At 73.4% G+C, this 24,930-nt stretch carries 20 protein-coding genes and 1 riboswitch; of the genes, 11 read left to right on the forward strand and 9 right to left on the reverse strand.

Annotated elements, in window-relative coordinates:
- The first annotated feature begins 46 nt into the window (after window positions 1–46).
- A complete protein-coding gene (locus tag H9640_RS00745) occupies window positions 47–1,000 on the forward strand; it encodes a DUF2332 domain-containing protein (protein ID WP_191788839.1) in 954 nt (317 codons plus the stop codon).
- 28 nt (window positions 1,001–1,028) lie between these two features.
- Here H9640_RS00745 and H9640_RS00750 read toward each other — a convergent pair whose 3' ends face one another.
- A complete protein-coding gene (locus H9640_RS00750) occupies window positions 1,029–2,477 on the reverse strand; it encodes a sensor histidine kinase (protein WP_191788840.1) in 1,449 nt (482 codons plus the stop codon).
- A gap of 171 nt (window positions 2,478–2,648) precedes the next feature.
- Between H9640_RS00750 and H9640_RS00755 the strand changes: the two genes are divergently transcribed.
- The gene (locus H9640_RS00755; protein WP_191788841.1) at window positions 2,649–3,350 is read left to right on the forward strand and encodes a DUF4352 domain-containing protein; all 702 of its coding nucleotides are present in this window, start codon (window positions 2,649–2,651) and stop codon (window positions 3,348–3,350) included.
- 105 nt (window positions 3,351–3,455) lie between these two features.
- Here the strand turns inward: H9640_RS00755 and H9640_RS00760 are convergent, their stop codons facing one another.
- Both H9640_RS00760 and H9640_RS00765 read right to left on the reverse strand, forming a co-directional pair.
- On the reverse strand, window positions 3,456–5,288 hold the full coding sequence (locus tag H9640_RS00760; RefSeq protein WP_191788842.1) for a phospho-sugar mutase: 1,833 nt from the start codon (window positions 5,286–5,288) through the stop codon (window positions 3,456–3,458).
- A 1-nt stretch (window position 5,289) separates the two neighbouring features.
- A complete protein-coding gene (locus tag H9640_RS00765) occupies window positions 5,290–6,129 on the reverse strand; it encodes a purine-nucleoside phosphorylase (protein WP_191788843.1) in 840 nt (279 codons plus the stop codon).
- Between the two features lie 110 nt (window positions 6,130–6,239).
- Between H9640_RS00765 and H9640_RS00770 the strand changes: the two genes are divergently transcribed.
- Window positions 6,240–7,688: an NAD(P)H-quinone dehydrogenase gene (locus tag H9640_RS00770; RefSeq protein WP_191788844.1), complete on the forward strand. Its 1,449-nt coding sequence runs from the start codon at window positions 6,240–6,242 to the stop codon at window positions 7,686–7,688.
- Window positions 7,689–7,763: 75 nt separating this feature from the next.
- On the opposite strand, the gene H9640_RS19510 is transcribed toward H9640_RS00770, so the two are convergent.
- On the reverse strand, window positions 7,764–10,469 hold the full coding sequence (locus H9640_RS19510; RefSeq protein WP_191788845.1) for an endonuclease/exonuclease/phosphatase family protein: 2,706 nt from the start codon (window positions 10,467–10,469) through the stop codon (window positions 7,764–7,766).
- Window positions 10,470–10,666: 197 nt separating this feature from the next.
- Between H9640_RS19510 and H9640_RS00780 the strand changes: the two genes are divergently transcribed.
- From H9640_RS00780 to H9640_RS00800, 5 genes are all read left to right on the forward strand, one after another.
- Complete coding sequence (locus H9640_RS00780) at window positions 10,667–12,205, forward strand: CoA-acylating methylmalonate-semialdehyde dehydrogenase (RefSeq protein WP_191788846.1); 1,539 nt, start codon at window positions 10,667–10,669, stop codon at window positions 12,203–12,205.
- 13 nt (window positions 12,206–12,218) lie between these two features.
- A complete protein-coding gene (locus tag H9640_RS00785; RefSeq protein ID WP_191788847.1) occupies window positions 12,219–13,676 on the forward strand; it encodes an aspartate aminotransferase family protein in 1,458 nt (485 codons plus the stop codon).
- Window positions 13,673–14,506 (forward strand): nitrilase-related carbon-nitrogen hydrolase, encoded by an 834-nt coding sequence (locus H9640_RS00790; RefSeq protein WP_191788848.1) that lies wholly within the window; start codon window positions 13,673–13,675, stop codon window positions 14,504–14,506. Before H9640_RS00785 ends, H9640_RS00790 begins: the two co-directional genes overlap by 4 nt.
- Window positions 14,507–14,582: 76 nt before the next feature.
- The gene (gene hydA / locus H9640_RS00795; protein WP_191788849.1) at window positions 14,583–16,019 is read left to right on the forward strand and encodes a dihydropyrimidinase; all 1,437 of its coding nucleotides are present in this window, start codon (window positions 14,583–14,585) and stop codon (window positions 16,017–16,019) included.
- Between the two features lie 16 nt (window positions 16,020–16,035).
- On the forward strand, window positions 16,036–17,151 hold the full coding sequence (locus tag H9640_RS00800) for a TIGR03842 family LLM class F420-dependent oxidoreductase (RefSeq protein ID WP_191788850.1): 1,116 nt from the start codon (window positions 16,036–16,038) through the stop codon (window positions 17,149–17,151).
- A gap of 38 nt (window positions 17,152–17,189) precedes the next feature.
- Here the strand turns inward: H9640_RS00800 and efeB are convergent, their stop codons facing one another.
- From efeB to H9640_RS00820, 4 genes are all read right to left on the reverse strand, one after another.
- On the reverse strand, window positions 17,190–18,584 hold the full coding sequence (efeB, locus tag H9640_RS00805; protein WP_191788851.1) for an iron uptake transporter deferrochelatase/peroxidase subunit: 1,395 nt from the start codon (window positions 18,582–18,584) through the stop codon (window positions 17,190–17,192).
- A 13-nt stretch (window positions 18,585–18,597) separates the two neighbouring features.
- Window positions 18,598–19,818, reverse strand: a complete 1,221-nt coding sequence (gene efeO / locus H9640_RS00810; protein WP_191788852.1) for an iron uptake system protein EfeO — start codon at window positions 19,816–19,818, stop codon at window positions 18,598–18,600.
- Complete coding sequence (efeU, locus tag H9640_RS00815) at window positions 19,815–20,690, reverse strand: iron uptake transporter permease EfeU (protein ID WP_191788853.1); 876 nt, start codon at window positions 20,688–20,690, stop codon at window positions 19,815–19,817. The genes efeO and efeU overlap by 4 nt, the downstream gene beginning before the upstream one ends.
- 271 nt (window positions 20,691–20,961) lie before the next feature.
- Complete coding sequence (locus tag H9640_RS00820; protein ID WP_191788854.1) at window positions 20,962–21,738, reverse strand: methyltransferase domain-containing protein; 777 nt, start codon at window positions 21,736–21,738, stop codon at window positions 20,962–20,964.
- Window positions 21,739–21,867: 129 nt separating this feature from the next.
- Window positions 21,868–21,935, forward strand: a riboswitch (guanidine-III (ykkC-III) riboswitch).
- A gap of 13 nt (window positions 21,936–21,948) precedes the next feature.
- On the opposite strand from H9640_RS00820, the gene H9640_RS00825 reads away from it, so the two are divergent.
- Complete coding sequence (locus H9640_RS00825) at window positions 21,949–22,263, forward strand: DMT family transporter (protein WP_191788855.1); 315 nt, start codon at window positions 21,949–21,951, stop codon at window positions 22,261–22,263.
- 1 nt (window position 22,264) lies between these two features.
- Complete coding sequence (locus H9640_RS00830; protein WP_191788856.1) at window positions 22,265–22,645, forward strand: DMT family transporter; 381 nt, start codon at window positions 22,265–22,267, stop codon at window positions 22,643–22,645.
- A 108-nt stretch (window positions 22,646–22,753) separates the two neighbouring features.
- On the opposite strand, the gene H9640_RS00835 is transcribed toward H9640_RS00830, so the two are convergent.
- A complete protein-coding gene (locus tag H9640_RS00835) occupies window positions 22,754–23,296 on the reverse strand; it encodes an NUDIX hydrolase (RefSeq protein ID WP_318243580.1) in 543 nt (180 codons plus the stop codon).
- 161 nt (window positions 23,297–23,457) lie between these two features.
- Between H9640_RS00835 and H9640_RS00840 the strand changes: the two genes are divergently transcribed.
- A complete protein-coding gene (locus tag H9640_RS00840; protein WP_318243581.1) occupies window positions 23,458–24,876 on the forward strand; it encodes an MFS transporter in 1,419 nt (472 codons plus the stop codon).
- The last annotated feature ends 54 nt before the right edge of the window (window positions 24,877–24,930 follow it).

The following is a 24,930-nucleotide window of genomic DNA, read 5'->3' on the forward strand; positions in this document are numbered from 1 at the left end:
CCGGGCGGGCCTGCGGCGTGCGCCGGGTCGGCTACGCTCTGGGCGCATGACGTCGCTGGCGGAGGCATACGTGCGGTGGGCCGACATCGAGACGCGCGGGTCGTCCCCGTCGTACGAGGGATGGGCGCGCGCGATCGCGGGCGACGACCAGGTGCTCGCCCTCATCGAGGCCCTGCCCGCCCGCAAGCGGCAGCCCAACCTCGTCTTCGCCGCGGCCCGGACGGCGGGCGCCCCGCTCGACGTCTACCAGCGGTTCCGCCCGTGGCTCGTCCAGCACTGGTCCGACGTCGTGGACATCGTGCTCGCCCGTTCCACCCAGACCAACGAAGCGGCGCGCTGCGCAGTCCTCCTGCCCGAGCTGGCCCGCCTCGAGGGCCCGCTCGCGCTCGTCGAGGTCGGCGCGTCCGCAGGACTGTGCCTCTACCCGGACCGGTACTCCTACCGCTACCGCACGCCGGACGGCGTCGTCACGCTCGACCCCGTCCCGGGTCCCTCGCCCGTGGTGATCGAGTGCAGGATCGACGACGAGAGCGCGGCGCCGACGCGGCTGCCCGACGTGGTGTGGCGAGCGGGCATCGACCTCAACCCGCTCGACGTCCGCGATCCCGACGACGTCGCGTGGTTGCGGGCCCTCGTGTGGCCCGAGCACCACGACCGTCGCGAGCGCCTCGAGGCCGCGTGCGCACTGGTGGCCACCGAGCCCCCGCACCTCGTCCGCGGAGATCTCCTCGACGACCTCGACGCGCTCCTGGGGTCCGCGCCCCCGGACGCGCACCTGGTGGTCTTCCACAGCTCGGTGCTCACGTACGTCGAGCCCGCGCCTCGACAGAGGTTCGTCGAGCGCATGCGCGGGCTCGACGGGACATGGATCTCCAACGAAGGGTCCCTGGTGCTGGAGTCCTCCGCCGGTCTGGTGCACGACGGCAGGACCGTGCTCACCGTGGACGACGTCCCGGTCGCGCGGGCGGACCCGCACGGGCGGGGACTCGTGCGCCTGTGAGGGAGGACCGCACGCGTGCGGCGTGCGGTCAGGGCCGGCGACCCGCCGTGGCGGGCGGCGGTTCACCGAGGTCGACGACGTCGCTGACCCACGGCAGCCACACCTCGACGACGAAGCTGCCGTCTCGCGGCCCGACCGTCGACCGTCCCCCGAGCAGCTTGACCCGCTCGGCGATGCCCGTGACCCCCGCGCGGCTCCCGGGTGCTCGCGGGCCCGGCGACTCCGGGAGCACGTTGGTGACGCGCAGGCTCACACCGCTCGCCGGGGTACCGCCGAGATCGATGAGGACCTCGCTCCCCGGCGCGTGCTTGTGCACGTTGGTCAGCGACTCCTGGAGGATTCGGTACGTCGCGCGCGCGACCTGCGGGCCGACCGACGAGGCGTCGTCGAAGACCACGGTCGCGACCAGGCGCGTGCCTGCGGCCCGCGTCGTGGCGAGCAGTGCCGACAGGTCCGCCAACGTCCCGCCCGCGCGTCGGGCCTGGCGCTGGGCCAGCCCGTCCGGATCGCGCAGGATCTCGATCAGGTCCCGGAGGTCCTCGAGCGACCGGTGAGCGTTCTCGCGGACCACCTTGGCCGCGTCGCGCAGCTGCCCGTCCTCCTCGGGGACCGACACCTCGAGCACCCCCGAGTGCAACGAGACGAGCGAGAGGCTGTGGGCGAGCGTGTCGTGCACCTCGCGGGCGATCAGGTGCCGTTCCTGCTGGCGGGCCACCTCCTCCTGCTGCCGGGTCACCTCGTCCCGCAGCCTCTCGGCCTCGGCGTCCTGCCGGGCGACCTCGTCGCGCAGGTGCTCGGCCACGACCTCGTGGCGCTGCACCTCGCCCCGGAAGCGACCGACCTGGTAGTGAGCCCGGCGGGCCCAGCCCACGCTGACCGAGAGCGCGAGACCCGCGACGAGCAGCACCACGTAGACCCAGGCCGCCGCGCCCACGGGCGTCTGGGAACCCGTGGGGGTGAACGAGAAGATCTGCTGCTCGGGCGCACGGAGCAGGTCCCGCCCGAGGGCGACCGTCGTCGCGAGGGCGGTGAGCACGCCGAGGATCCAGCCCTGCCGGGCCGGGCGCGACGAGATCACCCAGGACAGCGCGACGAGCGCCCCGACCGCGTCGAGCGGGAAGACCAGCGCGCCCGCGCACGCGACCAGGCACACCGCGACGGGGTAGCGGCGCCGGAAGACGAGGAGGGTCGCGACGCCGAGCGCGTACATCCAGCCGAGGGCGACCCAGAGCACCGTGCCTCCGCTGGGGGCGGCGCCGTCGACCATCCCTCCCGCCGACCCCGCGAAGGCGATGCACAGCGTCGAGGCGACGAAGGAGGCGACCACGATCCAGACCGTCGCGACCCTCGACCACCACCGACGCCCGGCGGTCGGGCGGTCGGGGACCGCGCCGGGCGGGCTCGGCGGCACGGGCCCGCCGCGCGGCGGCGTCGCACGGGGCCAGGAGGAGCCCGGGGGTGGGTACGGGGTGGTCACGGACCCAGCGTAGGGAACACCGCCGACGGCGTGGTCCACCGACCAGGTCGGCGGCCCCGTCCGCGTGTACGACTTTCGGTGCGCAGGCCGTAGCCGTTCCGCCGACGCGCCCGCGCGGCGTGAGGCGATGAAGTGGTCCCGTACCGATCCGGAACCACGAGAGGCCCTCCCATGAGCAACGACCCTGCGCAGCAGCCGCCCGTCCAGCAGTACCCGCACCAGCCGCACGCCCCGCAGCAGCACCCGGGCCAGCCCTACCCCGGGCAGCCCTACCGGGGGCAGCCGGAGCCCGCCCCGCGGAAGTCGTTCTTCGCCCGGCACAAGGTCCTCACGGTCTTCCTGGCGATCGTCGCGCTGATCGTCGTCGTGTCGGTCGCCTCGAGCCTCGGCGGCGGTGACACGACCACGGGGACGGCCGGCACCGCGGACACGGCGGGCGGTGCGCAGGCTCCGGCCGCCGCAGCCCCCGAGGAGACCGTCCCTGGCCTCGGCACGGCGGTGCGCGACGGGAAGCTCGAGTTCACGGTCACGGCCGTCGAGCCGGGGGTCACGAACGTGGGCGACGAGTTCCTGAGCGTGGACGCGCAGGGGCAGTTCGTCCTGGTGCACGTCACGGTGACGAACATCGGGGACGCTGCCCAGATGTTCGACGCGAGCTCGCAGAAGTTGTTCGACACCCAGGGACGCGAGCACTCGGCCGACTCGACGGCCGGGATCTACCTCGGGGACGCCAACAGCTTCCTCAACGACATCAACCCCGGGAACTCGATCCAGGGCGTCGTGGTGTTCGACGTGCCTGCCGACGCGGTGCCGGCGAGCGTCGAGCTGCACGACTCGTTCATGTCGGGCGGCACGACGGTCGCGCTCGGCTGACGGCCGGGCGGGCCCGCCGCGCACGACGAAGGCCGTCGCCCGCTCCTCGCGGAGGGGGCGACGGCCCTCGTCGTCACGGGGTCGCGGCGCCGGGCGCCTGCGCCGTCAGATGCCGAGCGCGGCCGCGACGTCCTGGCGCACGTGGTCGAGGCGTGTCCGGGCGAAGGCGCGGGCGGCCGTGAGGTCGTCGTAGCTCGCGTCGGGCGCGACCGGGACGATCACCTCGAGGTAGCACTTGACCTTGGGCTCGGTGCCGCTGGGGCGGACGATGACCCGGGTGCCGTCCGCGGACAGCAGCCGGACGCCGTCGGTCGGCGGCAGCCCGTCCAGACCCTCGGACAGGTCGACGACGTCGCTGACCCCCGAGCCCGCGAGCGTGCGCGGAGGCGCCGCCCGCAGCCGGGACATGGCCGCCGGGATCTGGTCGAGGTCGGTGAACCGGGCCGAGAGCTGGTCGGTCACGTGCAGACCGTGAGCACGGGCCAGGTCGTCGAGCGCGTCGACGAGCGTGCGCCCCTCGGCCTTGAGGCGGTTCGCGAGCTGGGCCAGGAGCAGGGCGGCGCTGATGCCGTCCTTGTCCCGCACGACCTGCGGGTCGACGCAGTAGCCGAGCGCCTCCTCGTAGCCGTAGACCAGGCCGTCGACGCGCGAGATCCACTTGAACCCCGTGAGCGTCGCGGAGTAACCCAGCCCGTGGCTGTCGGCGATCTTGCGCAGCAGCCGCGAGGACACGATCGAGCTCGCGAAGAACGGGGTCCCGTGATCGGCGCGGACGCGCCCGTCGTGTGCCGCCCGTCGGCCGATCTCCTCGCCGAGCAGCGATCCCACCTCGTCGCCGTGCAGCATGCGCCACCCGTTCGACCGGGCGGTCTCGGCCCCCTGGTACGTCCCGACGCGCGGGTCGTACACCGCCAGGGCGCACCGGTCCGCGTCGGGGTCGTTCGCGATGACGAGGTCCGCCTTGGCGTCCTGCGCGTACGCGAGCGCGAGGTCGATCGCGCCGGGCTCCTCGGGGTTGGGGAAGGCGACGGTCGGGAACAGCGGGTTCGCCTCGAACTGCTCGGCGACGCTGATGACGTCGGTGAACCCCGCGTCCTCGAGGACCCGGTTGAGCACCTCGCCGCCCACTCCGTGCAGCGGGGTGGCGACGATGCGCAGGTCGCGAGCGGCGCCGTCGGACAACCTGCCCACGGACTCGACGTAGCCGAGCGCCAGGTCGCGCCCCAGGACCGTCCAGCCGTCGGTCGCGCGGGGAACCTGCGCGGCCACGGGGGAGCGGTCGATCGCGGCCGCGATCTCGGCGTCGTACGGGGGCACGATCTGCGCCCCCTGGCCCGAGTCCGTGACCACGCGGCCGCCGAGGTACACCTTGTAGCCGTTGTCGGCCGGAGGGTTGTGGCTCGCGGTCACCATGACGCCCGCGTCGGCGCCCAGGTGGCGCACCGCGTAGGCGAGCACGGGCGTCGGGAGCGCGGACGGCAGGATCGACGCCTCGACGCCCGCGGCCGTGAACACCGCGGCGCTGTCGAGCGCGAACGTGTGCGAGTGGTGACGGGCGTCGTACCCGATGACGACACGCGGCGTCTGCCCCGGCAGGGCGTCGCGCAGGAACGACGCGAGGCCCGCAGCGGCCCGGATCACGACCGCACGGTTCATCCGGTTGGGGCCCGCCGCCATCTCCCCGCGCAGGCCCGCGGTGCCGAACTGGAGAGTGCCCACGAAGCGGTCACGCAGCTCGGCTCGTGCCCGGGCGCGCACCTCGTGGTCGCGCGGGTCGGGGGAGTCGGCCTCCGCGAGGAGCGTGCGCAGCTCGGCCTGGTCGCGCGGCTCGGGGTCCGCCTCGATCCAGGCCTCGACCTGCGCCAGGAAGGACGCGTGGCCCTGCCCGGCCTCGTAGCCGGGGTCGTCCACGTCGAGGGAGTCGTGGGGGTTCGTCATGTCACACCAGCTTCGCGATCTCGGCGAGCAGGGAGCTGATCCGGGGGCCGGCCGCCTGGCCGGCCTCGATGACCTCGCCGTGCGAGAGCGGCGTCGGGCTGATGCCCGCGGCGAGGTTCGTGACCAACGAGATGCCCAGCACCTCGAGCCCCGCGTGACGCGCGGCGATGGCCTCGAGCGTGGTCGACATGCCGACCAGGTCCGCCCCCAGGATGCCCGCCATGCGCACCTCGGCCGGGGTCTCGTAGTGCGGTCCGGGGAACTGGGCGTACACGCCCTCGCCGAGCGAGCCGTCGACCGACCGGGCCAGGTCCCGCAGGCGCGGGGAGTAGAGGTCCGTCAGGTCGACGAACGTCGCGCCCTCCAGGGGCGACGTCGCGGTGAGGTTGAGGTGATCACGGATGAGGACCGGGGTGCCCGGGCCGTGGTCGAGGTTCAGGCCGCCGCACCCGTTGGTGAGGATGACGGTCTGCGCGCCGGTCGCCGCCGCGGTCCGCACGCCGTGCACGACGTGCCGCACGCCCTTGCCCTCGTACAGGTGGGTGCGCGAGCCGAGCACGAGCGCGTGGCGGACCGAGCCGTCGGCGCGCTCGATGCGGATCGAGCGCGTCGTCGCGACGTGGCCGGCGACGGCAGGCTTGGAGAACCCGGGGATCTCGTTCGTGGGGATCTCCGCGACGACGTCGCCCAGGAGCTCTGCCGCCCCGCCCCAGCCCGACCCGAGCACGAGGGCGACGTCGTGGCCCTCGATCCCGGTGGCTTCGGCGATGTGGTCCGCAGCGGCGCGGGCCACGAGGAACGGGTCGGTCGTGGGGTCGTCGAGAGACAAGGTCGTCGTCATAGGACGAGGCTATCCGTTCTGGGGCGCAGCGCCGCGCGGAACGCCCGTCCTCGCCTCATCGGGTCGCGGTGTCCGCATGCTGACACGAACGCACCTCGGATGCTGACAGAATGGCACCCGTGACGAACGAGAACCCCGACCTGCAGGCCACCCGCATCGTGATCCTGGGCGGTGGACCCGGAGGCTACGAGGCGGCGCTCGTCGCCCGTCGGCTCGGTGCCGACGTCACCGTCGTCGAGCGCCAGGGGTTGGGCGGCGCCGCCGTGCTCACCGACGTGGTGCCGTCCAAGACCCTCATCGCGACGGCCGACTGGATGACGATCGCCGACCGTGCCGCCGACCTCGGTATCCGCCTCCCCGTCGACACGGTCAAGGCCGCGCACCCCGCGATGCGCCGCCACATGGTCGACCTCGACGCCGTCAACACCCGCGTCATGGCGCTCGCGGCCGCGCAGTCCGCCGACATCCACGCCCGCCTCGAGCGCGAGGGCGTGCGCGTCCTGATCGGGCAGGGGCGCCTCGAGGGCCCGTCCCGCGTGCACGTCACGCTCCAGGAGGACGGGGCCGAGGTCCCGGTCGACGCCGACGTGATCCTGCTCGCGCTCGGCGCGACCCCCCGCGTCCTGCCGACCGCGATCCCCGACGGGGAGCGCATCCTCACGTGGACCCAGCTCTACAACCTCAAGGAGCTCCCCGAGCGCCTGATCGTCGTGGGCTCGGGCGTCACGGGCGCCGAGTTCGCGGGCGCCTACAACGCGCTGGGCTCCGACGTCGTGCTCGTCTCGAGCCGCGACCGCGTGCTGCCGGGCGAGGACGCCGACGCGGCCGAGCTCATCGAGGGCGTCTTCCGCTCGCGCGGCATGACGGTCATGTCGCGCACGCGCGCCGAGGCCGCCGTGCGCACCGACGAGGGCGTCGAGGTCACGCTCGCCGACGGTCGCGTGGTCAAGGGCTCGCACGTGCTGCTGGCCGTCGGGTCCATCCCCTCGACCGCGGGCATCGGCCTCGAGGAGGCCGGCGTGCGGCTGACCCCGAGCGGCCACGTGCAGGTCGACAAGGTCTCCCGCACCTCGGTGCGCGGCATCTACGCGGCCGGTGACTGCACGGGCATCCTGCCGCTCGCCTCGGTCGCGGCGATGCAGGGCCGCGTGGCCATGTCGCACGCCCTGGGCGACGCCGTGAGCCCCATCAAGCTGCGCACGGTCGCCGCGAACATCTTCACGGCCCCCGAGATCGCGACGGTCGGGTACAGCGAGGAGAAGCTCAAGGAGCAGGGGTCGAGGTACGTGACCACGACGCTCCCGCTGGCCCGCAACCCGCGCGCCAAGATGCTCGGCATGCGCGACGGGTTCGTCAAGCTGTTCGCGCACCCCGAGGCGAGCGTCGTCCTGGGCGGCGTCGTCGTGGCCCCGCGCGCGAGCGAGCTCATCTTCCCCATCACTCTCGCGGTCGCGCACCGCCTCACGGTCGACGACGTCGCGGAGGCCTTCACGGTCTACCCGTCGCTGTCCGGGTCGATCGCCGAGGTCGCGCGCATGCTGCACCACCGCGAGGACTGAGGCGCGGGCAGCGGCGGCCAGCGGGGCCGACGGCGCCCGGCCGGCACGGGCAGCGGCGTCGAGCGTTGCCGCCCGCTACCCGGCCGGGGCGGGCTCCGGCTCCTGCCCGGGTCGCACCACGGTCACGAGCGGGCGGTGGTCGGACGAGACGTCGTCCAGGACCCTGAAGCGCTCGAAGGTCATGCCCGACCCGAACATCCAGTCGATGCGGTGGCGCGGTGCGTCGGCCGGCGACGTGAGGTCGTCGGGGTTGCCCGCCGTGTCCTGCCCGCTGACCAGGCCCTGCGCCTCGACGAGGGTGATCTCCTCCCAGTCCGGCTCGGCGTTGAAGTCCCCCGCGAGCAGGTACGTCCCGTCGACCGGTTCGGCGGCGAACAGTGCGTCGAGCTGGTCGAGCCGGGTCGGCGTGCTCTGCTCGCGGTGCTGCAGGTGCACCGAGGTCACGCGCACACCGCCGGCCCACGCGGTCTCCGTCCCTGCCCGCGGGGCCACGGTCGCCGAGATCGCCGAGCGGTGCTGAGGGCCCGCACCGAACGGGAGCGCGACCCGGGAGACGTCGGCCACGGTGACCGCCGCCGGGTCCCACAGGATCGCGTTCCCGAACTGGCGGTCGGCGGCCCCGACGAAGGCGACCTCCATGTCGGTCGCGCGCGCGAGGTAGCTCGCCATGTCGACGCCGCCGCCCAGCACCCAGCCGCGCGAGACCTCCTGGAGCGTCACGACCTGGGCGCCCGAGTCACGGATGGTCGCGGCGACGTCGTCGAGCTCGACCGACGGCGTCGCGCTGACGCCGTAGTGCAGGTTCCAGTCGAGGACGACGAGTCCCGGCTCGGCGCCAGCCGTCGGGCTGCCCGACGTGCCCGTCGGCAGGTCGACGAGCTGCACGGCAGCGCCGCCCGCGGCCAGCACGGCGACCGCGGCGACGACGGGCAGGGCGACCCGCACGCTCGGCGGAGCGACGCGCGCTGCCGCTGCGGTGCCCGCGGCGGCCTGCGGCAGGGGGCGGGTGCGGCGCAGACCCGCGGCCCCGATCGCGAGCGCGACCAGGACCGGCACGACGGCGTTGGGCACGGGCAGCGGGACGTCGTAGTCGAGCTGGTAGACCAGGAGCGGGAGGATGAGCCCCAGCCCGACGGCGGTGCTCGCCCCGGCCAGTCGCAACCAGCCGATGTCCTGGGCGGGGCGGGTGAGGGCGTGCACCACGGCGTCGGTCGCGGCGACGGCGAGGCCGACGATGCACACCAGGAGCGCCCAGGAGAGCAGGCCGTCGAGCACCTCGGTCCGGCCGGGCAGCGCGAAGACCACGAGGGCGAAGGCGAGGAGGGCCACGAGGTCGGCGCACCGTCCCAGTGCCGACAGGAGGGCGTTGCCCCCGGGGCGGCTCGACCGAGCCGTGCCTCGAACGGTGGTCAACCCGACCATGAGGGCCATCGTCGCGACGGCACCCGCGGCCACCGACAGCGGGAGGCCCGTCTGGGAGGCGATGAAGGCCGGGTTGCCGAACACCAGGACACCCAGTGCCAGGTACGGACCGAGCACCCAGAACCCGCGGGCCCCGGGGGCGGCGGTGTCGCGGCGCAGCAGCCACGCCGAGACGACCGCCATGCCGCCGAGCGCGAGGGGAGCCACCCAGGAGAGCAGCCCCGTGCGCCAGTACGCGTCCCACGTCCCGTGGAGCAGGCTCACCCCCGCGGCGCCCAGCACCCCCAGCGAGACGCCCAGCGCGACCATCCGGCCGTTCGCGAGCGGTGTCCAGGCACCCGCGACCCGCTCGGGGGAGTCGTCGGCGGGGACCGGACGGACACCGCTCACGAACGCGGCCACGATGACGAGCGTGGCGACCGCGAGCGCGGTGCCCCCGAGCCCCAGCCCGTAGCGGGCCGACCCGAGCACGCCGTCCGCGCCGCCGGCGACCCCGAGCCCCTGCAGACCCAGCCGCCAACCGACCAGGGCGAGGACCGCTCCGAGCGTGACCCGCCCCGAGATCGGCAGCCGCGCGGCGATGATCGTCACGGCGAGCGCGGGAGCCGCGTAGGTGATCAGGGCCGTCCCGGCCGCGATGGTCACGCCGGAGGCGAAGGCGCGGTCCAGCAGCGGGCCGCTCGCCCGGATCATCTCGACCGCGATCGCCGTGACCACGGTGAGCAGGAGGAGGCGGGCTGCGTTTCCGCGCCCGAGGCGCGTCACGTGCCGGGCCGCGTGGGAGATCTGGCGACGGGTCGGGAACGGCGTCGAGGAGCTGACTGCGGCGGTGGGGACGCTGCCCTCGGTGCTGGGCGGGGGCCCCGTCAGGGTGAGCGTCGGCTGGGTGTGCGACGAGGCTCCCTCAGAAGGGTCCTCGACCTCGCGAGAGGCCCCGACGGGCCTCGTCGGGGACGGTGCGTCGGGTCCGGCCGGGGCTGCCTGGACTGCTGGCGCGTCGGTGCCCGGTGCCGGTGCCGGTGCCGGTGCAAGGGTCGGGGCGAAGCGTGCTGCGCGCTCGCGCCAGGCCGAGGGCGGCGGTGACGGCTCGGCCGACACCTCGACCCGTTCCCAGGCCGTGGCACCGGTCGTGGTGGGCAGCGCCGCTGTCGCCGGGCGTGCGGTGGGCAGCGCGCCGGTGGGGGTCGGTGAGCGCCACGACGTGCCCGCCTGGCGCTCCAGGGCGGCCTGCTCGGCAGCGCGTCGCTCGGCGCGGGTCATCGGCCGTGCGGGAGCGGGGTCCGGTCCGGGAGGGAGAGGCCCTGTCGGGGCTCGGCCGTCGCCCGGGTCGTGGCTGCTCGTGCGGTGCTCGTCGGTCACGGCCCGACCGTACCCGGGCCCGGTGGCGCGACGACAGCGGCACGCACGGCGGCGCGGCGCTCCAGCACGCTTCACCCGGGCAGACCCCGAGCGGTGTGATCGACCTCACACGAATGGCGTCCTCGTGCCACACTGAGACTCAGTCGTCGACGACCCGGGCCGCCGCCCTGCGTGCCGTACCCGGGAGGGAGGCCAGCATGACGAGCAGCACCCCCGAGCAGACCCCAGGGGTGATCGGACACGTCGTCGGTGGCCGCCGCGTGGACGAGGCGCAACGGTACGGAACCGTCCACGACCCGGCGACGGGACGCGTCACGGGGCGCGTGGCCCTCGCCTCGCCGGCCGACGTGGACGCGGCCGTCGCAGCGGCGGTCGCGGCTTTCCCGGGCTGGTCCCGGACGGGCCTGTCGCGGCGCGTCGAGATCCTGTTCGCGTTCCACGAGCTGCTGCGCGGGCACCGGGACGAGATCGCCCACCTGGTCTCGGCCGAGCACGGCAAGGTCGTGTCCGACGCCGAGGGGGAGGTGGCGCGGGCGCTCGAGAACGTGGAGTTCGCGGCCGGGATCCCGCACCTGCTCAAGGGGGGCTTCAGCCAGCAGGTCTCCACGGGCGTGGACGTGCACGAGGTCAAGCAGCCGCTGGGCGTCATGGTCGGCATCACGCCCTTCAACTTCCCGGCCATGGTGCCGCTGTGGATGATCCCGACGGCCATCGCGTGCGGCAACACGTTCGTCCTCAAGCCGAGCGAGCGCGACCCGTCGGTCTCGTTGCTCGTCGTGCGCCTCCTGGCCGAGGCGGGTCTGCCCGACGGCGTCGTCAACGTGGTGCAGGGCGACCGGGTCGCGGTCGACCGGCTCCTGGAGCACCCCGACGTCGCCGCGATCAGCTTCGTCGGCTCCACGCCCGTCGCCCGCCACGTCTACGAGACGGGCACGCGCCACGGCAAGCGGGTCCAGGCGCTGGGCGGGGCGAAGAACCACCTGGTCGTCCTGCCCGACGCCGAGCTCGACGCCGCGGCGGACGCTGCGGTCTCGGCGGGGTACGGGTCCGCGGGCGAGCGGTGCATGGCGATCTCGGTCGTGGTCGCGGTGGGCGACGTCGCCGACGCCCTCGTCGAGGCGATCCGGACGCGCGTGGCGGGGCTTGTCGTCGGGCCGGGGAACGACCCCGCCTCCCAGATGGGGCCGCTCATCACGGCCGAGCACCGGGACCGGGTCGCGGCGCGCGTGGGCAGCGCGGTCGAGGAGGGGGCGGTCCTGGTCCTGGACGGGCGGGACGGGCCGCCCGTCGGGCCGGGGCCGGACGGGCAGGACACGAGCGGCGGGTTCTTCCTGCGACCCAGCCTCGTGGACCACGTGCGACCCGAGCACACGGTGTACCGCGAGGAGATCTTCGGGCCCGTGCTCTCGGTCGTGCGCGCCGAGACGTTCGACGACGCCCTGCGGCTCGTCAACGAGAACCCGTACGGCAACGGCGCGGCGATCTTCACGCGAGACGGGGGAGCGGCCCGACGCTTCGAGGTCGAGGCGCAGGCCGGGATGATCGGGGTCAACGTCCCCATCCCGGTACCCGTCGGCTACTACTCGTTCGGCGGCTGGAAGGGCTCGCTGTTCGGGGACTCGCACATGTACGGGCCCGAGGGCATCCACTTCGCGACCCGGACCAAGGTCGTGACGTCGCGGTGGCCGGACCCCGCGACCAGCAGCATCGACCTGGGCTTTCCGCGGACGCGGTGAGGGGCGGGGCGAGATGAGCGACGCGACGAGACGGACCGGGCGGGCCGGGCGCGACGACGCCCACGTCTTCTACTCGTGGTCCGCGCAGGAGCTGATCAGCCCCGTGACGATCGCAGGCGGGGAGGGGGCCTGGTTCTGGGACGAGCAGGGCACGCGCTACCTCGACTTCGCCTCGCAGCTCATCAACCTCAACCTGGGCCACCAGCACCCCGCGCTCGTGGGCGCGATCCAGGCGCAGGCCGGACGCCTCGCGACCGTCGCGCCCTCGTTCGCGAACCCGGTGCGCAGCGAGCTCGCGCGCCTGATCGTCGAGCGTGCACCGGGCGGCGCCGACGGCGGGCTGAACCGGGTGTTCTTCACGAACGGGGGCGCCGACGCCGTCGAGAACGCCGTGCGCCTCGCCCGGCGTCACACGGGTCGGCAGAAGGTCCTCGCCGCCTACCGCTCCTACCACGGCAACACCGGTACGGCCGTGACCGCGACGGGCGACCCGCGGCGCTGGCCCAACGAGGTGGACCCGGGGGTGCGGCACTTCTTCGGGCCGTTCACCTACCGGTCGGCGTTCGGGGCCGCGACCGACGCCGACGAGTGCGTCGCGGCGCTGCGCCACCTGCGCGAGGTCGTCGAGCTCGAAGGGCCCGCGACGATCGCCGCGATCCTGCTCGAGACCGTGGTCGGGACCAACGGCGTGCTCGTGCCCCCCGACGGCTACCTCGCCGGCGTCCGCGAGCTGTGCGACGAGCACGGCATCCTGTACGTCGCGGACGAGGTCATGGTGGGCTTCGGGCGCGTGGGCGAGTGGTTCGCCGTGGACCACTGGGACGTGGTGCCGGACCTCGTGGTCTTCGCCAAGGGCGTCAACTCGGGCTACGTCCCGCTCGGCGGGGTGATCGTGTCCGAGCCCGTCGCCGCGAGCTTCGACCGCACCCCGTTCCCCGGCGGGCTGACCTACTCGGGCCACCCGCTCGCGTGCGCGCCCGGCGTCGCGAGCATCCACGTGTTCGAGGAGATGGGCATCCTCGACCGGGTCCGGTCGCTGGGTGAGCGGGTCCTGGGCGACCGGCTGCGCGACATGGCCGCCCGGCACCCCAGCGTGGGCGAGGTCCGTGGCCTCGGGTTTCTCTGGGCGATCGAGCTCGTCCGCGACCAGGTCACGCGCGAACGCCTCGTGCCGTTCCAGGGCACGCCCGAGCAGAACGCCCCCATGGCCGAGGTCGTCGCCGCGGTGACCTCGGGCGGCGTCTGGCCCTTTCCGCAGGTCAACCGCCTGCACCTCGCCCCGCCCCTCGTCACGTCGGTCGAGGACCTCGAGCACGGCCTCGACGTCGTCGACGCGGCGCTCGACGTCGCCGACCGGTACGTCGTCGAGCCGGCTCAGCACCGGCGACGCGCCGTGTCGTCGGCGCCGTCGGCCGAGCACAACGGTCACCGCCCGCGTCCTGCCCAGCCCCCACCCGAGGAGACCCCATGATCGTGCGTGCCGCCCTCACCCAGGTCCGCTGGACCGGCGACCAGGAGTCCATGGTCGCGGCCCACGAGACGCAGCTGCGCCTCGCCGCGGACCAGGGGGCGAAGGTCATCTGCTTCCAGGAGGTGTTCAACGCGCCCTACTTCCCCCAGGTCGAGGACGCCGCGTTCTACTCCTACGCCGAGTCCGTCCCGGGCCCGACGACCGAACGCTTCGCGGCCCTCGCCCGGGAGCTGGGCATCGTGGTCGTGCTGCCCGTGTACGAGCTCGAGCAGCCCGGGATCCTCTACAACACCGCGGCCGTGATCGACGCCGACGGCCGCTACCTCGGCAAGTACCGCAAGACCCACATCCCGCACCTGCCCGGGTTCTGGGAGAAGTTCTACTTCCGCCCCGGGAACCTCGGCTACCCGGTCTTCGACACCGCGGTCGGGCGGATCGGGGTCTACATCTGCTACGACCGGCACTTCCCCGAGGGGTGGCGAGCGCTGGGGCTCGCGGGGGCGACCATCGTCCTCAACCCGAGCGCCACGAGCCGCGGCCTGTCCAACTACCTGTGGCGGCTCGAGCAGCCCGCGGCGGCCGTGGCCAACGAGTACTTCGTCGGAGCCATCAACCGGGTCGGCTTCGAGGAGCTGGGGTCGAACGACTTCTACGGCACGAGCTACTTCGTCGGCCCCGAGGGGGCCTTGGTGGGGGAGCCGGCCGACGCCTACGAGGAGGAGCTCGTGGTGCGCGACCTCGACCTCGACCTGCTGACCGAGGTCCGCAACCGGTGGCAGTTCTACCGCGACCGTCGGCCCGACGCGTACGGCCCGCTGACCGCGCCCTGACGCCGTCCCACGAGCGGCCCCGCCGGCCCCACAGCGCCGCACCCCGCACCGACCGACGAACGAGAGGACGCACGCCATGGCACTGACCCTCATCACGGGTGGCACCGTCGTCGGGCCCACGGGGCGCTCGCGGGTCGACGTCCTGCTCGACGGCGAGCAGGTCGCCGCGCTGCTACGACCGGGCGACACGTCGCTCGGCGTGGACCTCGCCTCGGTCGCGCAGACCGTGATCGACGCGACCGGCAAGTACGTCATCCCGGGCGCTGTCGACCCGCACACCCACATGGAGCTGCCGTTCGGCGGCACGGCCGCCTCGGACACGTTCGAGACGGGGACGCGCGCCGCGGCCTGGGGAGGCACGACGACGATCGTCGACTTCGCGGTCCAGCGCACCGGGGAGCGGGTCCAGGACTCGCTCGCCGCCTGGTTCGCCAAGGCCGAGGGGAACTGCGCCGTCGACTACGGCTTCCACCAGATCCTCGGCGGGGTCGACGACGACTCGCTCAAGGCCATGGACGAGCTCGTGGCCGAGGGCATCACGAGCTTCAAGCTCTTCATGGCCTACCCCGGGGTGTTCTACAGCGACGACGGGCAGATCCTGCGAGCCATGCAGAAGGCCGCGACCAACGGGTCGCTCGTCATGATGCACGCCGAGAACGGCATCGCGATCGACGTCCTCGTGCGTCAGGCCCTCGACCGCGGCGACACGGCCCCGTACTTCCACGGCACCACGCGCCCGTGGGAGACCGAGGAGGAGGCCACGCACCGCGCGATCATGCTCGCGCGCCTCGCGGGCGCCCCGCTCTACGTGGTGCACATGTCGGCCAAGCAGGCCGTGGCCACGCTCGCGCGGGCCCGCGACGACGGGTGGAACGTGTTCGGCGAGACGTGCCCCCAGTACCTGTACCTCTCGCTCGAGGAACAGCTCGGGGCGCCCGGGTTCGAGGGGGCCAAGTGGGTGTGCTCGACCCCGCTGCGCTCGCGGGCCGAGGAGCACCAGGAAGAGCTGTGGCGCTACCTGCGCACGGGCGACCTGTCGGTCGTGAGCACCGACCACTGCCCGTTCTGCTTCAAGGAGCAGAAGGAGCTCGGGCTCGGCGACTTCTCGAAGATCCCCAACGGGATCGGCGGCGTCGAGCACCGCCTCGACCTCGTGTACCAGGGCGTCGTCGACGGGCGGATCTCGCTCGAACGCTGGGTCGAGCTGTGCTGCACGACGCCGGCACGCATGTTCGGCCTCGGCGACCGCAAGGGCGTGCTCGCCCCGGGAGCCGACGCCGACGTGGTGGTCTACGACCCCGCCGGGCACACCTCGATCGGCTACCCCTCGGACGGCAACGGCAAGACCCACCACATGAACATGGACCACTCCGCGTGGGAGGGCTTCGAGATCGACGGGCACGTCGACGTCGTGATCTCGCGCGGTGAGGTCCTGATCACCGGCGGCCAGTACCACGGGCACCCCGGGCACGGTCGGTACCTGCGCCGCAGCACCTCGGCCTACCTGCGATGACGGGCGGGAACCAGCCATGACCGCAGCAGGCACCGCCGAGCGCCTCGACCTGGGCGTCGTCCTGCAGACCAACCCGCCCGCCTGGCGCGTGGTCGACCTCGCGCGGCGCGCAGAGCTCCACGGGTTCAGCCACGTGTGGACGTTCGACTCCCACCTGCTGTGGCAGGAGCCGTTCGTCATCTACTCCCAGATCCTGTCCGCGACCCACCGCGTGACCGTCGGGCCCATGGTCACCAACCCCGCGACGCGGGACGTGACCGTGACCGCCTCGCTCTTCGCGACCCTCAACGACATGTTCGGCAACCGCACCGTCTGCGGGATCGGTCGCGGGGACTCCGCGGTCCGGGTGACCAACGGCAAGCCCGTGACCCTGGCCGAGCTGCGGGCAGCGGTCACGACCATCCGGGGGCTCGCCGGCGGGCAGTCGGTCGAGTACCACGGCACGACCCTGCACCTGCCGTGGGCCCCCGACAGCCGCACCCCCGTGTGGGTCGCGGCCTACGGCCCGCGTGCGCTGGCGCTCGCGGGCGAGGTCGGGGACGGCTTCATCCTCCAGCTCGCCGACCCCGACATCGTGGCCTGGTCGATCGACGCGGTGCGCCAGGCGGCCGAGCGGGCCGGCCGCGACCCGGCCGAGGTGACCATCTGCGTGGCCGCACCCGCGTACGTGACGGACGAGGCGCCGTCGGGCACGGGTGGGAGCGCGGGCGGGCGGTCGCTCGCCCACGCCTACGACCAGTGCCGCTGGTTCGGCGGCATGGTCGGCAACCACGTCGCGGAGATCGTCGCTCGCTACGGGGCGGGGGACGGCACGGGCACAGGGCTGGGTGGCGGCGGGCCGAGCATACCCCGCGCCCTGACCGACTTCGTGGCCGGGCGCGTCGACTACGACTACAACGAGCACGGTCGTGCGGGGAACACGCACACCGCGTTCGTGAGCGACGAGATCCTGGACCGGTTCTGCCTGATCGGGCCGCCCGCGCGGCACGTCGAGCGGCTGCTCGAGCTCAAGGCCCTCGGCGTCGACCAGTTCGCGCTCTACCTCCAGCACGACGCGAACGACGAGACGCTCCAGGCGTACGGCGAGCTGGTCCGCCCGGCCGTGCAGGGGGCGGGCCGGGTCAGGGAGTGAGCGGGCCGCGCCCGTGGTGCCCGGGCGCGGCGGACGGCTCAGGAGAACAGGTCCTGACCGACGAACGCGCCCTGGGCCCCGCCCAGCGTGGCGCCCTCGGCGACCCCGCGCGGCACGGCCCAGATCCCCGACCCCGTGTGCCGCAGGTACTCGCTCATGAGGTCGTGCTTGGCGAGCGCGTTCTGCAGGGGCACGTACTGCGTGGCCGGGTCGCGCACGTACGCGAGGAAGAACAGCCCCGCGTCGAGCCTGCCCAGCCCGTCCGAGCCGTCGGTGTAGTTGTAGCCACGGCGCAGCATGCGCGCCCCGCCGTTGCTCGTGGGGTGCGCGAGGCGCACGTGCGAGGCCGGGTCGATGAGCGGGGTGCCGCCGCGGCCCGCCGCCTCGAAGTCGGGCTCGGTCCGCTCCTCGCCGCCGGACAGCGGAGCCCCCGAGCCCTTGGTGCGGCCCACGATGGTCTCCTGCTCGCGCAGGGGAGCCCTGTCCCACGTCTCGATCGTCATGCGGATGCGGCGCGCGACCAGGTACGAGCCGCCCGCCAGCCAGTCGGCTCCGTCGGCCCCGTCGCCCGGGGCGACCCACACGTGCTCCTCGATCGCCGCCGACTCCTCGGACGTGATGTTGGCCGTGCCGTCCTTGAAGCCGAACAGGTTCCGGGGCGTGGGCTGGGTCGTCGTGGTCGACGACGTGCGCCCGTAGCCGAGCTGGCTCCACCGCACCGACGCCGTCCCGAACGCGATGCGCGCGAGGTTGCGGATCGCGTGGACCGCGACCTGCGGGTCGTTCGCGCACGCCTGGACCGCGAGGTCACCGCCGCAGCGCGCGTCCTCCAGCATGTCGCCCGGGAAGTGCGGCAGGTCCGCGAGGAGGTCGGGCCTGCGCCCGTCGAGGCCGAAGCGGGCCGACCCGTCGGCGGCCGTGAAGAACGACGGGCCGAACCCGAACGTGATCGTGAGCCCGGAGGCCGGCAGCCCCTCGGCCTCGCCCGTGTCGTCCGGCGGCGCGTCGTACGGACCCGACATGGGCCCGAACTCCCCGGCGGGCAGGCCCTGCGTCATGCGCGAGGCCGCGAGCGTCCAGGCGCGCAGCAGCGCGACCACCTCGTCGCGGTCCTGGGTCGTGACGTCCCAGGTCGCGAAGTGCAGGCTGTCCTGGACCGGGGTCGTGATCCCGGCCTGGTGCTCGCCCGCGAAGGCGAACGCGCCGTCCCCCTCGGCGGGGCCCGCGCTGGGCGCCGCGGTGCGGGCCGCGGCGTTCCCGGCCGCGAAGCCGCCGGCGAGCCCCGCCCCGGCCAGCCCGACGCCGGCCATCCCCAGGAGCGCGCGCCGCGAGATGCGGCGCGCCTCGTGCGCGGGTTCGGCAGGTCCCGCCGGGGCGCCGGGCGAGGAGGGACGGGAGTCGGGCTGGTCGGGCTGGTCGGGCACTGTCGTCATGTCGCGTCGGTCCTCAGAGCACCACGGCGGCGGTGAGCTGCGAGAGCGGCTCGCTCAGCGAGTCCACGGCCTGCGAGAGGGCCTTGACCTGTTCGGGCGTGAGGTCGGTGTAGAGCACGAACCCGTCGCCCTGCCGCTGCTCGTCGAGCAAGCCCTGAAGGGCCTGGAATCGCTCGTCGAGCGTCGTGGCGAGCTTCTCGTCCTTGGCCGAGACCACGTCGCGCAGACCGTCGTAGGCGACCTTGGCGCCGTCGACGTTGGCCTGGAAGTCCCACAGGTCGGTGTGCGACCAGATCTCCTCCTCGCCCGTGACCTTGCCCGTCGCGACCTCGTCGAGCAGGCCCTTGGCGCCGTTGCCGATCGCGGGCGCGTCGATGCCGTGCGCGAACGACGCCTCGTGCGTGCGGTCGAAGAGCTCCTGGGTGTCGGCGAGGAGCTGGTCGGCGTACTGCGCGCGCTGCTCGGGCGTCAGCGCCACGTAGGTCTCGCCGCCGTTGGCGTCGGGCGCGGGCTGCCACAGGTCCTTCTCGAGCAGGTGCCAGCCGGTCCACTCCTGGCCCTCTTCGAGGTCGGCCTCGCGCAGGTCCATCTTGGGGTCGAGGTCGCCGAACGACTCGGCCACGGGCTCGATGCGCTCCCAGTGGACGCGCACCGGGGCGTAGAGAGCCTTGGCGGCCTCGTCGTCGCCCGCCTCGTACGCGGTCACGAACTCCTGGGTGCCCTCGAGGAGCTGCTCGGTCTGGTCCTTGACGTACGCGACGTAGTTGGTCGAGGCCAGGGCGATCTGGTCGGCGACCGCGCCCGTGGGTTCGACGTCCGCGCCCGAGTCGGTCACGGTGAAGTCGGAGCGGATGCCGTCGCCGATCATGCCGGGCTTGCACGCGGTGACGTACTGCCCGGGCTTGGCTGTGAGCACCAGGTCGCGGCTGATGCCGGGGCCGATGTTCTCGACCTCGGACACGATGCGCAGGCCGTCCTCGGCGAGCAGGTAGAACTCGGTCACGTCGTCGCCCGTGTTGGTCACGGTGAAGACGATGTTGCCCGAGGGGGCCTCTGCGGCCGAGAGCGTGCACGCGTCCGCCGACGAGTCGACCGTGAGCTTCGCGGAGCCGGCCGCGGAGCCGCTCGCGCCGTCGGGGGCCGGGTCGTTGGGCGTGCAGGCGGCCAGGACGGGGACGAGCAGTGCGGCAGCGAGCAGCGGCGCTGCGACGCGGGTGGCCCGTGAGCGGGTCATCGGTTTCCTCCGGGAGTCGTGATGGCAGGTGCCGGGGTGCTGGCCTGCGCGGGGGCACTGCTGCGAGGCGCGCTGAACCAGACGGTCCGGACGAAGAAGGACAGCGTGGGGACGAGGTAGAGCCACCAGGCGGCGAGCTCGAGCCAGGTGGTCGCGGGGGAGAAGTTGAAGACGCCCTTGAGGACCGTGCCGTACCAGCTCGAGGGCGGGATCTGCGCGCTGACGTCGAACGCCAGGTTGTGCAGCCCGGGCAGGATGCCGGCCTCCTGGAGGTCGTGCACGCCGTAGGCGAGCACCCCGGCGGCGACGACGATCAGGAACACGCCGGTCCAGGCGAAGAAGACGCGCAGGTTGAGCCTCACGGCACCCTTGTAGACGGCCCAGCCGAGCACGACGGCGACGGCGAGCCCCAGCACCGCGCCGAGCAGCGGCTTGGTCGTGGTGCCCGTGGCCTGGGCGCCGGCCCAGAGGAACAGGGCGGTCTCGAGGCCCTCGCGCCCGACGGCGAGGAGCGCCATGACGACGACGGCCCACCTCCCGGCGGCGACGGCGTCGTCGAGCTTGTGCTGGAGATCGGCCTTGAGGTGCCGGGCGGTCCTGCCCATCCAGAAGATCATCCAGGTGATGAGGCCGACCGCGAGGATCGACAGCGTCCCGCCGATGGCCTCCTGGGCCTCGAACGTCAGCCCTTGCGGCCCGTAGGTCAGGGCTGCGCCGAAGCCGATCGAGACGACCACGGCGATGCCGACGCCGAGCCAGAGGAAGGGGAGCAGGTCGCGCCGTCCGGTCTTGACCAGGTAGGCGACGAGGATGCTGACGACGAGCGCGGCCTCGAGACCTTCACGCAGGCCGATGAGGAAGTTGGCGAACACGGGAGTCCTTCGACGGGTCGCGGGGCGGGGAAGCCCGGGAGCCGGAGGCCGTGGCGGCCGGTGGTCGCAGCGGTGGGGCCCGGCCGACTTGGGACTCGCGTCCTAGTTTGGTAAGGCTTGCCTTCCTCCGCGAGAACAGTACTCCTGTCGTCGGGGTGCGCGAACCCGCGTCCGCGTGACTCGCCCCACACGGCGGCGCCGCGTCGGGTCGGGCGACCATCGGGCGCGGCGCTGGTGCGCCGCGCCCCAGGGGCGCGAGGGGCGCGAGGGGCTAGGCCGGCGGGCGGTCGACCACGACCACGAAGAGGGTCACCGACGCGAAGAACGGCTGCGTCGCGAGGTGCTCGGTCCAGCGTGCCCCCGCACGCTCGCGCAGGTATCCCGCCTCGACGGCTCGGCGGGCGACCCGTGCCAGGCCCAGGACCCTGTCCGCCTCGCGGACGTCGCGTAAGACGGCGGTCACGGGGACGACGCGCTCGACCGTGAAGCCCGTCCGTTCGGCGACGCCGGTGAGCCGGCGCCCGATCCTGCCGTTGCGGACGACCTGCTCGACGACGAAGCGTCCGTAGGCGTCGCTCGTCGCGGCGTCGGGGCCGTCGACGACGAGCGTGCCCCAGTCCGGCTCCGCGAGCACCGCGCGACCGCCGGGGCGAAGGACCCGGAACGTCTCCGCGAGGACGAGCCCGGGATCCGCCACGTGCTGGAGCACCCTGTCGGTGTGCGCGCGGTCGACGCTGCCGTCGGCGAGGTCGAGGCGGTGGACGTCCGCCTCCTCGACCCGGACCGTGGTCAGGCCGCCGACCCGCTCGCGGGCCCGGGCCACGGCGTCGGCGTCGTGGTCGAGCCCGAGGACGCTCCCGGTCGGCCCGACCGCCTTCGCGTACGCGAGCAGGTCGGCACCCGGGCCGCAGCCCAGGTCGAGCACGTCGAGGCCGTCGTGCAGGTCGAGCTGGGCCGTGGCGAGAGCCTTGTAGCCCCGGCCCAGGTCGGAGGCGGCGAGGCGCATCAGGTAGTCGTCGGGAGGGGAGAGCTCGAAGGCGGTCGACATCCGACGATCCTGGCGGGGGCGTCGCGGTCGAAGGTGAGGCCGGTCGGGAGCGACGGGGTGGATCGTGTGAAGCCGGGGGCGCCCCACGGCCGATCCCTGGCCAAGGCGACACGATGTCGGTACGCTGGTACCAAGTTCCTCCGACGAGGGACGCGCGGACGAGGGAGCAGTACCCGCACGGACAAGACTGACTCAGAGGGGTTACTTGTCATGGCTTGGGTTGTCCTCGTCCTCTCCGGGATGCTGGAGGCCGTCTGGGCGACGGCGCTGTCCGCATCCGAGAACTTCACGCGCAGACGACCGACGATCGTCTTCCTCGTCTCCCTGACGCTGAGCATGGTCGGTCTCGCCTGGGCGATGACCTCCCTGCCCACCGGCACCGCGTACGCGGTCTGGGTCGGCATCGGGGCGACGCTCACGGTCGTCTGGGGCTTCATCACCGGTTCCGAGACCTTCACCTGGCTGCGCGGGCTCCTCCTGGTCCTGCTCGTCGGGTCCGTGGTCGGCCTCAAGGTGGTGAGCTGACATGCCGTGGATCGTCCTTCTCGTCAGCGCCGTGTTCGAGGCCGTCTGGGCCACGGCCCTCGGCAAGTCCGACGGGTTCTCGCAGCTCGTCCCGTCGATCGTCTTCTTCGTCGCGCTCGCCGTCAGCATGGGCGGGCTCGGCTGGGCCGTCAAGCACATCCCGATCGGCACCGCGTACGCGGTGTGGGTCGGGATCGGCGCGGCCCTGACCGTGTCCTACGCGATCCTCACCGGTGACGAGTCCGCCTCGGTCGGCAAGGTCGTCTTCATCGCGGGCATCATCGCCGCGGTCGTGGGGCTCAAGCTCGTCCCGCACGGCCCCGTGAAGGAACGTGCGCAGTCCGGACGCGGGGCGGAGGCGTCCGGGACCGGCTCCCCGTAGAGACCGCGCCACCGCACGGCCCGTGACCACCCGCACAGCGGGCGGTCACGGGCCGTGCGTGCATCCGGAGGACTTCCGGCGACGGGCTCCGCTCCGGCGACGCCCTGGTCAGGTGACCTCGGCGAAGCGCCCCACGAGCTCGGGCCACGCGTCCCGGAACGCCTCCAGCAACGGGAGCGAGAGGACGTCACCGACCGCGACCCACGCGATCTCCAGGCTCTCCGCATCGGTCGCGCGGGCTTCGAGGTGCGCGCCGGGCACGACCTCCGCGAGGACGGTCGTGTACCGCCAGGTCCCGTGGTCCAGGACCCGGTCGCCCACGATCGTCACGAGCGCGGGATCGACGCCCGCCTCCTCGTGCGCCTCGCGCAGCGCGCCCTGCTCGGGCGTCTCGTCGGGATGGATCGCGCCGCCGGGCACGCCCCACGTGCCGCCCTGGTCGCTCCAGGGAGCCCGGTGCTGGAGGAGCACGTGGCTCACGCGGCCGTCCTCGTCCCGGCGGGCGACGAGCAGCCCCGCGGCGCCCGCGAGCCCCCAGTGCCGCCTGCCGCACGTGCACTCGACCCACCCGTCCCCGGGCTGGAGGTGGCGCGGTGCGTGCGGGGTGTCGGCTGCGTCGCGGGGAGGCGTGGGTTCGGTCGGGATCGTCACGGTCCCACCCTGCCATCCGGGCGAGTCCCAGGACAGTGCGTCGCCCGGGTGCCCACCACGTGGACCCCGCGCTCGTGACGCGCACCCGCGGTGCCCCCGGCGCGATCGATCACCGGTGGAAATTCCTGGACGTGCAACCCCCCGCCCCGCACCATGGACGGGTGAGCCATCCCGAGCCGAACACCGTGTCCGACCCGACCGCAGAGGATGCCTCGACAGGCGCCGACGCCACGCCCTACCACCCCCGTGAGTCCGCCGACCCCGCAGCCGCCGACCATGGCCCCGTCGACCCCGTCGACCCCGCAGCCCGGGCCGGAGCGACCCCGGCGGACGACGAGGCGGACAAGCCGCGCTGGCGACGCGACGCGACGATCTTCCTGGGCGGCCAGACCGTCTCGCTGTTCGGGTCGATGCTCGTGCAGTACGCGATCATGTGGCACCTGACCCTCGAGACGAAGTCCGGGTCCGTGCTGGCGCTCGCGACGGTCTTCGGATTCCTGCCGCAGGCGGTCGTGTCGATCTTCGGCGGGGTCTGGGCCGACCGGCTCAACCGCAAGGTCCTGATCATCGCGGCCGACGCCTCGATCGCCGTGACCACCCTCGCGCTCGCGCTGCTCATGCTCTCGGGCACCGACGACCTGTGGCTCGTCTACGCGGCGCTCGCGATCCGTTCGGTCGGCGCGGGGATCCAGATGCCCGCGGTGTCCTCGCTCCTGCCGCAGCTCGTCCCGGTGAGCAAGCTCATGCGGGTCAACGGGATCAACGGGTCGATCCAGTCGGCCATGACGCTGCTGGCCCCCGCGGTCGCGGCGGGCGTCTACGCGAGCGCCTCGATCGTCGCGATCTTCTTCGTCGACGTCGTCACGGCCGTGATCGGGATCGGCCTCCTGGCCCTGATCCCCGTGACCAAGGTGCTGCGCGCCGACGTCGCGGCCGGTGAGAAGGTCGGGTACTTCGACGACCTCGTGGGCGGCCTGCGCTACCTGCGCGGCCACACCTTCGTGCGCTGGGTCCTGGGCCTGTACGCGGTCGTGTTCCTGCTGATCGTGGCCCCGTCCTACCTCACGCCGCTCATGGTGGTGCGCACGTTCGGCGAGGAGGTCTGGAAGCTCACGGCCAACGAGCTCGCGTTCTCGTTCGGGGCGATCGTCGGCGGCGTGCTGCTCGCGACGTGGGGTGGGCTCAAGAACCGCGTCGCGATGATCGTGGGCGCGACGTTCGTGTTCGGCGTGCTCTCCGTCGGGCTGGGGCTCTCGACGAACATGTGGGTCTTCTTCACGTTCATGTTCCTCCTCGGCGTCGCCGTGCCCGCGTTCGCCACGACCTCGATGACGGTCCTGCAGGAGACGGTCGAACCCGACCGGCAGGGGCGTGTCTTCGGGTTCGTCGGCATCGTGATGGCGCTCGCGATGCCCCTCGGGATGCTGATCTTCGGGCCGCTCGCGGACCGGTACTCGGTCGAGTCGCTCCTGATCGTCTCGGGCGCGCTCATGTTCCTGGTGATCGCGATCGCGGTACTCGTCCCCTCGGGGCGGCGCGCGATGCGCGCGGCCGACGCGCACAGCAGCGCCGGCGCGTAGCGGCACCGGGGGAGGACGAGCAGAGGCGGGGGGGGGGGGGGGGGGGGGGGGGGG

It is taken from the genome of Oerskovia gallyi, assembly GCF_014836745.1.
Classification (GTDB): Bacteria; Actinomycetota; Actinomycetes; order Actinomycetales; family Cellulomonadaceae; genus Oerskovia; species Oerskovia paurometabola.

What these genes read in the sequence shown, in the direction of transcription:
- H9640_RS00770 (WP_191788844.1), top strand. Translation starts at nt 6,240, where the DNA reads ATGGCACCCGTGACGAACGAGAACCCCGACCTGCAGGCCACCCGCATC.
- H9640_RS00760 (WP_191788842.1), bottom strand. Translation starts at nt 5,288, where the DNA reads ATGACGAACCCCCACGACTCCCTCGACGTGGACGACCCCGGCTACGAG.
- H9640_RS00790 (WP_191788848.1), top strand. Translation starts at nt 13,673, where the DNA reads ATGATCGTGCGTGCCGCCCTCACCCAGGTCCGCTGGACCGGCGACCAG.
- efeO (WP_191788852.1), bottom strand. Translation starts at nt 19,818, where the DNA reads ATGACCCGCTCACGGGCCACCCGCGTCGCAGCGCCGCTGCTCGCTGCC.
- H9640_RS00785 (WP_191788847.1), top strand. Translation starts at nt 12,219, where the DNA reads ATGAGCGACGCGACGAGACGGACCGGGCGGGCCGGGCGCGACGACGCC.
- H9640_RS00755 (WP_191788841.1), top strand. Translation starts at nt 2,649, where the DNA reads ATGAGCAACGACCCTGCGCAGCAGCCGCCCGTCCAGCAGTACCCGCAC.
- hydA (WP_191788849.1), top strand. Translation starts at nt 14,583, where the DNA reads ATGGCACTGACCCTCATCACGGGTGGCACCGTCGTCGGGCCCACGGGG.
- H9640_RS00780 (WP_191788846.1), top strand. Translation starts at nt 10,667, where the DNA reads ATGACGAGCAGCACCCCCGAGCAGACCCCAGGGGTGATCGGACACGTC.
- H9640_RS00765 (WP_191788843.1), bottom strand. Translation starts at nt 6,129, where the DNA reads ATGACGACGACCTTGTCTCTCGACGACCCCACGACCGACCCGTTCCTC.
- H9640_RS00800 (WP_191788850.1), top strand. Translation starts at nt 16,036, where the DNA reads ATGACCGCAGCAGGCACCGCCGAGCGCCTCGACCTGGGCGTCGTCCTG.
- H9640_RS00820 (WP_191788854.1), bottom strand. Translation starts at nt 21,738, where the DNA reads ATGTCGACCGCCTTCGAGCTCTCCCCTCCCGACGACTACCTGATGCGC.
- efeB (WP_191788851.1), bottom strand. Translation starts at nt 18,584, where the DNA reads ATGACGACAGTGCCCGACCAGCCCGACCAGCCCGACTCCCGTCCCTCC.
- H9640_RS00830 (WP_191788856.1), top strand. Translation starts at nt 22,265, where the DNA reads ATGCCGTGGATCGTCCTTCTCGTCAGCGCCGTGTTCGAGGCCGTCTGG.
- H9640_RS00825 (WP_191788855.1), top strand. Translation starts at nt 21,949, where the DNA reads ATGGCTTGGGTTGTCCTCGTCCTCTCCGGGATGCTGGAGGCCGTCTGG.
- H9640_RS00745 (WP_191788839.1), top strand. Translation starts at nt 47, where the DNA reads ATGACGTCGCTGGCGGAGGCATACGTGCGGTGGGCCGACATCGAGACG.